Consider the following 6,553-nt stretch of genomic DNA (forward strand, 5'->3'; position numbering starts at 1 on the left):
TTCCCAGGTGGTTAATTTTATTACTATTTTTAATAAGTTAATGAAGTGTTGTATAATGCTTTGCACTTTTACAAAAATATGAGTGCGATCATGATTGATTCCAGACTGCCTTTAACCGATATCCATCGTCATCTTGACGGCAATATCCGTGCCCAAACCATCCTCGATCTTGGCCGCCAGTATAATTTAACTCTCCCTGCGCAAACCCTCGACGCGCTACGCCCGCATGTGCAGGTAACGTCTAACGAACCCGATCTGGTGAGTTTTCTCGCCAAACTCGACTGGGGCGTGAAGGTGCTGGCCTCGCTGGATGCCTGCCGTCGCGTTGCCTACGAAAACATGGAGGATGCGGCGCGAAACGGCCTGCACTATGTCGAGCTGCGCTTCTCGCCGGGCTATATGGCGATGACCCACAACCTGCCGGTGGCAGGCGTGGTGGAAGCGGTGATTGCCGGGGTACGCGAAGGGAGCCGCGATTTTAACGTCCAGGCACGCTTAATCGGCATTCTGAGCCGCACCTTCGGCGAAGCGGCCTGCCTGCAGGAGCTGGAAGCCCTGCTCGCCCATCGCGACGGGATTACCGCCCTCGATCTGGCGGGCGATGAACTCGGTTTTCCCGGAAGCCTGTTCCTCTCCCACTTTACCCGCGCGCGCGATGCTGGCTGGCAAATTACCGTGCATGCCGGTGAAGCCGCTGGCCCGGATAGCATCTGGCAGGCGATCCGTGAACTGGGGGCCGTGCGCATCGGTCACGGCGTAAAAGCGATTGAGGATGCCGCCCTGATGGACTTCCTCGCCGAACAGCGCATTGGTATTGAATCCTGTCTCACCTCCAATATTCAGACCAGCACCGTGGCCTCTCTCGATCGCCATCCGCTGAAAACCTTCCTCGACCACGGTATTCTGGCCAGCATTAATACAGATGATCCGGCGGTACAGGGGATCGATATTGGTCACGAATATGAGGTTGCCGCACCGGCTGCCGGCCTGAGCGCAGAGCAGATCCGCCAGGCGCAGATCAACGGGCTGGAGATGGCCTTTATCACTGCCGAAGAGAAACAGGCGCTGCGCGAGCGTGTCGCGCAGGCTTGATGCTGGTGGCTCACGGCCTGCCGTGAGCCACTTATTCAGGTGAGGCTGAGGGTGGCGCGGTGTTTTGCCGACTCGATGCCAAGCTCAATCAGCTCCATAATGCGGATCGCCTGACTGGCGGGGACCGGATTCTCTCCCCCGCCCATCAGGGCATCGCGGATCGCCGCATAATAGGCCGGGTAGTTGCCCGGCAGCGTCAACCAGGTCTCCTCTCTCCGCGCTTCGCCGTCGATGCGGGTTAACACGCCATCGCGCATGTCATAACCCCAATCCTCCTGTGGTAAGCGCGCCCCGCTTTTCAGCCGCTCCTCCTGCGGATCGAGACCATATTTCACGTAGCTGCCGCGCGTGCCGTGCACGATATAGCGTGCGGACTCTGCCGCCGCCAGCAGGGTACCGTGCAGCACCACGCGGCGCTGCGGATAGGTGAGTACCGCGTGAAAATAGTCGGTGGATTGCGCGCCCGGACGCAGCTGGGCCAGATCGACCGTTAAGGAGACCGGCAGCCCAAAGAGATTCACCGCCTGGTCGAGCAAGTGCGGAGCTAAATCGTACCAGATGCCGCTGCCAGGGCCGCCCTGTTCGCGCCAGCGGTTACGCACCTGCGGGCGAAAGCGGTCAAAATGGGATTCGAAATAGGTCACTTCACCCAGCGCGCCATCGGCAAGCAGCGCTTTAAGCGTCAGGAAGTCGCTGTCCCAGCGGCGGTTGTGAAACACCGACAGCAGACGGCCATAACTGCGCGCCAGCGCATCCAGTTCGCGCGCCTGTGACAGTGTCACGGTGAAGGGTTTATCGATCACCACATGTTTACCCGCTTCCAGCGCCGCTTTCGCCAGCGGGAAGTGGGTATCATTAGGCGTGGGGATGACGATCAAATCAATATTGGGATCGTTAAACAGACGTTTGGGATCGGCGACGACATCGACATTGGGCCAGTCCGCTTTAACTTTAGACTCATCACTGCTGGTAATAGCCGCCAGCGCCATACCGGCGGTGCCAGCGATTAGCGGTGCATGAAATGTTTTACTGGCGTAGCCATATCCGATCACGCCAACCCGAATAATATCACTCATATCACGGCCTCTTTTCAGTGGACCTCCATTTCACACTATCTGCCTGATGCCGACAACCGCTGTTGTAACGCATTTTTAAGGCGAATAATTCAGCGCATTCTGGTCTGGTTTCCGCTTACAAAATCTGCTTAAATCTGCGCCCAACACCCGTTAATGACTACCGGCGTGTGATGTTAATCCCAGGGAGCAGTATAAATATGACCGCAATATTCAATCGGATTGTTGAATTAATGGGCTGGATCGTACTCGGCGTATCAACCATTCTGTTGGTGTTTGCCAGCCATATTGATAATTACCAGCCGCCTGAGCAAAGCGTGATAGCACAAAAGAAATAATGGCACGCCCTATTGCTGCGATAGCCGATATCGCGCCATAAGCGGGTTGCCCGCCATGAGGAAGGGCGTTAACCTTCCTCGCCCGGCGCCGTTGCGGCGCCGGGTTTTTATCTGAAAAGAATATGCTTAATTTAATGGCAGATTATTCTCACGCTATTTACGCCCGGATAATAACGTCTATTATTTGCGCGCATAGTCGTTCTTTTTTTGCCTCTTCATTATATGGACACCCTCCGACATGACCGTGCAGGACTATTTATTAAAATTTCGCAAAATCAGTTCACTTGAAAGCCTGGAAAAGCTCTTTGATCACCTTAACTACACCCTGACCGAGAGCAGTGAGATCATTAATATGTACCGCGCAGCCGATCATCGCCGCGCAGAGCTGGTCTCCGGCGGGCGATTATTTGACATTGGGTGCGTTCCGCGCTCGGTATGGCGCTACGTGCTCTGAGGCCGCTGGCAATCGCCGCGCGATGCTTTATACTCGTCGCCCGGCACTTTTTGCCGTAACTGAACGCGTTAACAGAGGAAATGGCATGACAACAACACCCGCAGAACGTATCGGAGGCTGGTTACTCGCTCCTCTGGCCTGGTTGCTGGTTGCGTTATTAAGCACCTCGCTGGCGTTACTGCTCTACGTCACCGCCCTGTTAACGCCGCATGCGCTCACGGCACTCCTGGCGCAGCCGTCGAAAGAGATGCTGCTGTTGATCCTCTCCTTCGTCTTTGCCGCCGCGCTCTGGGGCTATACGCTCTGGCTGGTCGTGGCCTTTTTCAAACGCCGCCGCCTGGTTCCAAAACACTACATTATCTGGCTGCTGGTCTGCGTGTTGCTGGCGATAAAGGCGTTTGCGTTTTCACCGGTTTCGGATGCAATGGCGGTTCGTCAGCTGCTCTTCCCCTTGCTGGCTGCGGCGCTGTTTGTGCCCTACTTCAAGCGCGCTGAGCGCGTGAAGAAGACCTTTATTAACCCGTAAATAACCTTACAGTTAACCTGTTGTCGCCCGGGGCAGTTTGCCCGATAATAGGCGGCTTTTTTCATTTCAGGCCACATAATGACAGACTATCTTCTGCTATTTATCGGAACGGTACTGGTCAACAACTTCGTGCTGGTGAAGTTTCTTGGCCTGTGTCCCTTTATGGGCGTTTCCAAAAAGCTGGAAAGCGCCATGGGTATGGGGCTGGCGACCACCTTCGTAATGACCATGGCCTCGATCTGCGCCTGGCTTATCGATACCTGGGTGCTGATCCCGTTGAACCTGGTTTATCTGCGCACGCTGGCCTTTATCCTGATTATTGCCGTGGTGGTGCAGTTCACCGAGATGGTGGTGCGTAAAACCAGCCCGGCGCTCTATCGCCTGCTCGGTATTTTTCTGCCGCTTATCACCACCAACTGCGCAGTCCTCGGCGTCGCGCTGCTCAACATCAACCTTGGACACAACTTTATGCAGTCGGCGCTCTATGGCTTCGCCGCCGCCGTCGGCTTCTCACTGGTGATGGTGCTGTTCGCCGCGATCCGCGAACGCCTTGCCGTCGCCGATGTCCCCGCGCCGTTTCGCGGTAATGCGATTGCGTTAATTACCGCCGGCTTAATGTCTCTGGCCTTTATGGGCTTTAGTGGTCTGGTAAAACTGTAATGAATGCGATAACCATCGCCGTTGCAGTCCTGAGCGTATTTGGGCTGCTGTTCGGCCTGATCCTCGGTTACGCCTCGCGCCGTTTTGCGGTCGAGGACGATCCGGTTGTTGAACGTATTGATGAAGTCCTGCCGCAGAGCCAGTGTGGGCAGTGCGGCTACCCGGGCTGTCGCCCCTACGCCGAAGCGGTGGGCACCCAGGGTGAAAAGATCAACCGCTGCGCCCCCGGCGGCGAAGCGGTGATGCAGAAAATCGCCACGCTGTTAAACGTCGACTCGCAGCCGATTGATGGCGATGCCGACGCGCTGGAGCCGGTGCGTATGCTTGCCGTCATCGATGAGAGCAACTGCATCGGCTGCACAAAATGCATTCAGGCCTGCCCGGTCGACGCCATCGTCGGCGCAACCCGCGCCATGCATACGGTGATTAGCGATCTCTGCACCGGCTGTAATCTTTGTGTGGACCCGTGCCCGACGCAGTGTATCGACCTGCGCCCGGTTGCGCCAACCACACAGAACTGGAAATGGGATCTGCACACCATTCCGGTGCGCACTATTCCCGTGGAGCACCATGCTTAAGTTATTTTCCGCATTCCGAAAAGAGAAGCTGTGGGATTTCCACGGCGGCATTCATCCGCCGGAGATGAAAACCCAGTCTAACGGTACGCCGCTGCGTCAACTGCCGCTGGCGAACCGCTTTGTCATGCCGTTAAAACAGCATATCGGCGCTGAGGGCGAGCTGTGCGTCAGCGTGGGCGATAGCGTTTTGCGGGGTCAGCCGCTGACCCGCGGCCGCGGTCGTATGCTGCCTGTGCATGCGCCGACCTCCGGCACCGTTGTGGCGATTACCCCTCATGCCACCGCACACCCTTCTGCCCTGCCAGAGCTGAGCGTCATTATCGAGGCGGACGGCGAAGATCGCTGGATTGCGCGTGAAGGGTGGCAAGATTATCGCGCCCAGAGCGTCGAGGCGCTGATTGAGCGTATCCATCAGTTCGGCGTTGCCGGGCTGGGTGGAGCCGGCTTCCCGACCGGTGCCAAGCTGCAAGGTGCAGGCGATAAGGTTGATACGCTGATCATCAATGCCGCCGAGTGCGAACCCTATATCACCGCCGACGATCGGCTGATGCAGGATTGCGCCGCGCAGATTATGGAGGGGGTGCGCATCCTGGCGCACATCCTTCAGCCGCGCCAGGTACTGATCGGCATCGAAGATAATAAACCGCAGGCGATCTCGATGATGCGTGCGGTGCTGGCGGGCAGCCACGATATTCAGCTGAAAGTGATCCCGACCAAATACCCCTCCGGCGGCGCAAAACAGCTGACGCAGATCCTGACCGGTAAGCAGGTGCCGCACGGCGGACGCTCGTCCGATATCGGCGTGCTGATGCAGAACGTCGGCACCGCCTACGCGGTGAAGCGCGCGGTGATTGACGGTGAACCGTTAACGGAGCGTGTGGTCACCCTGACCGGTGAAGCGGTAGCCCGCCCGGGCAACGTCTGGGCGCGGCTCGGTACGCCGGTGCGTCACCTGCTCGATTACGCCGGTTTCCAGCCTTCGGCAGAGCAGCTGGTGATCATGGGCGGCCCGCTGATGGGCTTTACCCTGCCGTGGCTGGATGTTCCGGTCGTCAAAATTACTAACTGTCTGCTGGCCCCCTCGGCCAGTGAAATGGGCGAACCACAGGAAGAGAAAGGCTGCATCCGCTGCAGCGCCTGCGCCGACGCCTGCCCCGCAGACTTACTGCCACAGCAGCTTTACTGGTTCAGCAAAGGCCAGCAGCACGACAAAGCGACCGCGCATAATCTTTCCGACTGCATCGAGTGTGGCGCCTGCGCCTGGGTCTGCCCGAGCAATATTCCGCTGGTGCAATATTTCCGCCAGGAGAAAGCAGAGATTTACGCCATCGCTGAGGAAGAGCGACGCACCGCTGAAGCGAAGGCGCGTTTTGAAGCCCGTCAGGCGCGTCTTGAGCGCGAAAAACTGGCGCGCCAGGCGCGTCATAAACAGGCTGCCGCGAAGCCTGGCGAAGAGGATAAGCAGGCGATAGAAGCCGCGCTTTCTCGCGTAAAAGAGAAGCAGGCCGCTGCCGCCGAGCCGGTGGTGGTACAGGCTGGCGCAGAGCCTGATAACCGTGAAGTGATTGCCGCCCGTGAAGCGCGTAAAGCCGAGGCGCGTGCGCGCCAGGCGGAAAAAGCGCAGGCGACGGCTGAAGGTAACGATCCGCGCAAATCCGCTGTTGAAGCGGCAATTGCCCGCGCCAAAGCACGTAAAGCGGAGCATACGCAGAAAGTCGCTGCCGCAACCGAGCCGGAAACAACCGAAATAGTCGATCCGCGCAAAGCCGCCGTTGAAGCGGCGATTGCCCGCGCCAAAGCGCGTAAAGCGGAGCAGGCACAGAAAGACGCCC

Annotated in this window: 8 protein-coding genes; 7 read left to right on the top strand and 1 reads right to left on the bottom strand. The window is 57.9% G+C overall.

Annotation, left to right across the window (positions count from 1 at the left end; genetic code table 11):
• Nucleotides 1–90: 90 nt before the first annotated feature.
• Entirely contained in the window at nt 91–1,092 is a 1,002-nt protein-coding gene (add, locus tag PU683_RS14485; protein ID WP_277172622.1) for an adenosine deaminase, read from the top strand.
• Between the two features lie 35 nt (nt 1,093–1,127).
• Here add and PU683_RS14490 read toward each other — a convergent pair whose 3' ends face one another.
• Nucleotides 1,128–2,168 (bottom strand): oxidoreductase, encoded by a 1,041-nt coding sequence (locus PU683_RS14490; protein WP_277172624.1) that lies wholly within the window; start codon nt 2,166–2,168, stop codon nt 1,128–1,130.
• Between the two features lie 197 nt (nt 2,169–2,365).
• Here PU683_RS14490 and blr point away from each other — a divergent pair, with 197 nt between their 5' ends.
• From blr to rsxC, 6 genes are all read left to right on the top strand, one after another.
• The gene (gene blr, locus PU683_RS14495; protein ID WP_277172626.1) at nt 2,366–2,503 is read left to right on the top strand and encodes a division septum protein Blr; all 138 of its coding nucleotides are present in this window, start codon (nt 2,366–2,368) and stop codon (nt 2,501–2,503) included.
• Between the two features lie 238 nt (nt 2,504–2,741).
• Nucleotides 2,742–2,957, top strand: coding sequence for a transcription modulator YdgT (ydgT, locus tag PU683_RS14500; RefSeq protein WP_277172628.1), 216 nt, complete (start codon nt 2,742–2,744; stop codon nt 2,955–2,957).
• Nucleotides 2,958–3,042: 85 nt separating this feature from the next.
• Nucleotides 3,043–3,483 carry a DUF2569 domain-containing protein gene (locus PU683_RS14505; RefSeq protein WP_277172630.1) on the top strand — a complete coding sequence of 147 codons (441 nt, stop codon included), beginning with the start codon at nt 3,043–3,045 and terminating at the stop codon, nt 3,481–3,483.
• Nucleotides 3,484–3,561: 78 nt separating this feature from the next.
• Nucleotides 3,562–4,143, top strand: a complete 582-nt coding sequence (gene rsxA, locus PU683_RS14510; RefSeq protein ID WP_242388490.1) for an electron transport complex subunit RsxA — start codon at nt 3,562–3,564, stop codon at nt 4,141–4,143.
• On the top strand, nt 4,143–4,721 hold the full coding sequence (rsxB, locus tag PU683_RS14515) for an electron transport complex subunit RsxB (protein ID WP_277172633.1): 579 nt from the start codon (nt 4,143–4,145) through the stop codon (nt 4,719–4,721). The genes rsxA and rsxB overlap by 1 nt, the downstream gene beginning before the upstream one ends.
• Nucleotides 4,714–6,553: electron transport complex subunit RsxC (gene rsxC / locus PU683_RS14520; RefSeq protein ID WP_277172635.1), on the top strand; the 1,840-nt coding region annotated here is incomplete at its 3' end. The genes rsxB and rsxC, both read left to right, overlap by 8 nt.

The sequence above is a fragment of the Candidatus Kosakonia sp. 282A-S69 genome, from assembly GCF_029433855.1.
Lineage (GTDB): Bacteria > Pseudomonadota > Gammaproteobacteria > Enterobacterales > Enterobacteriaceae > Kosakonia > Kosakonia cowanii_A.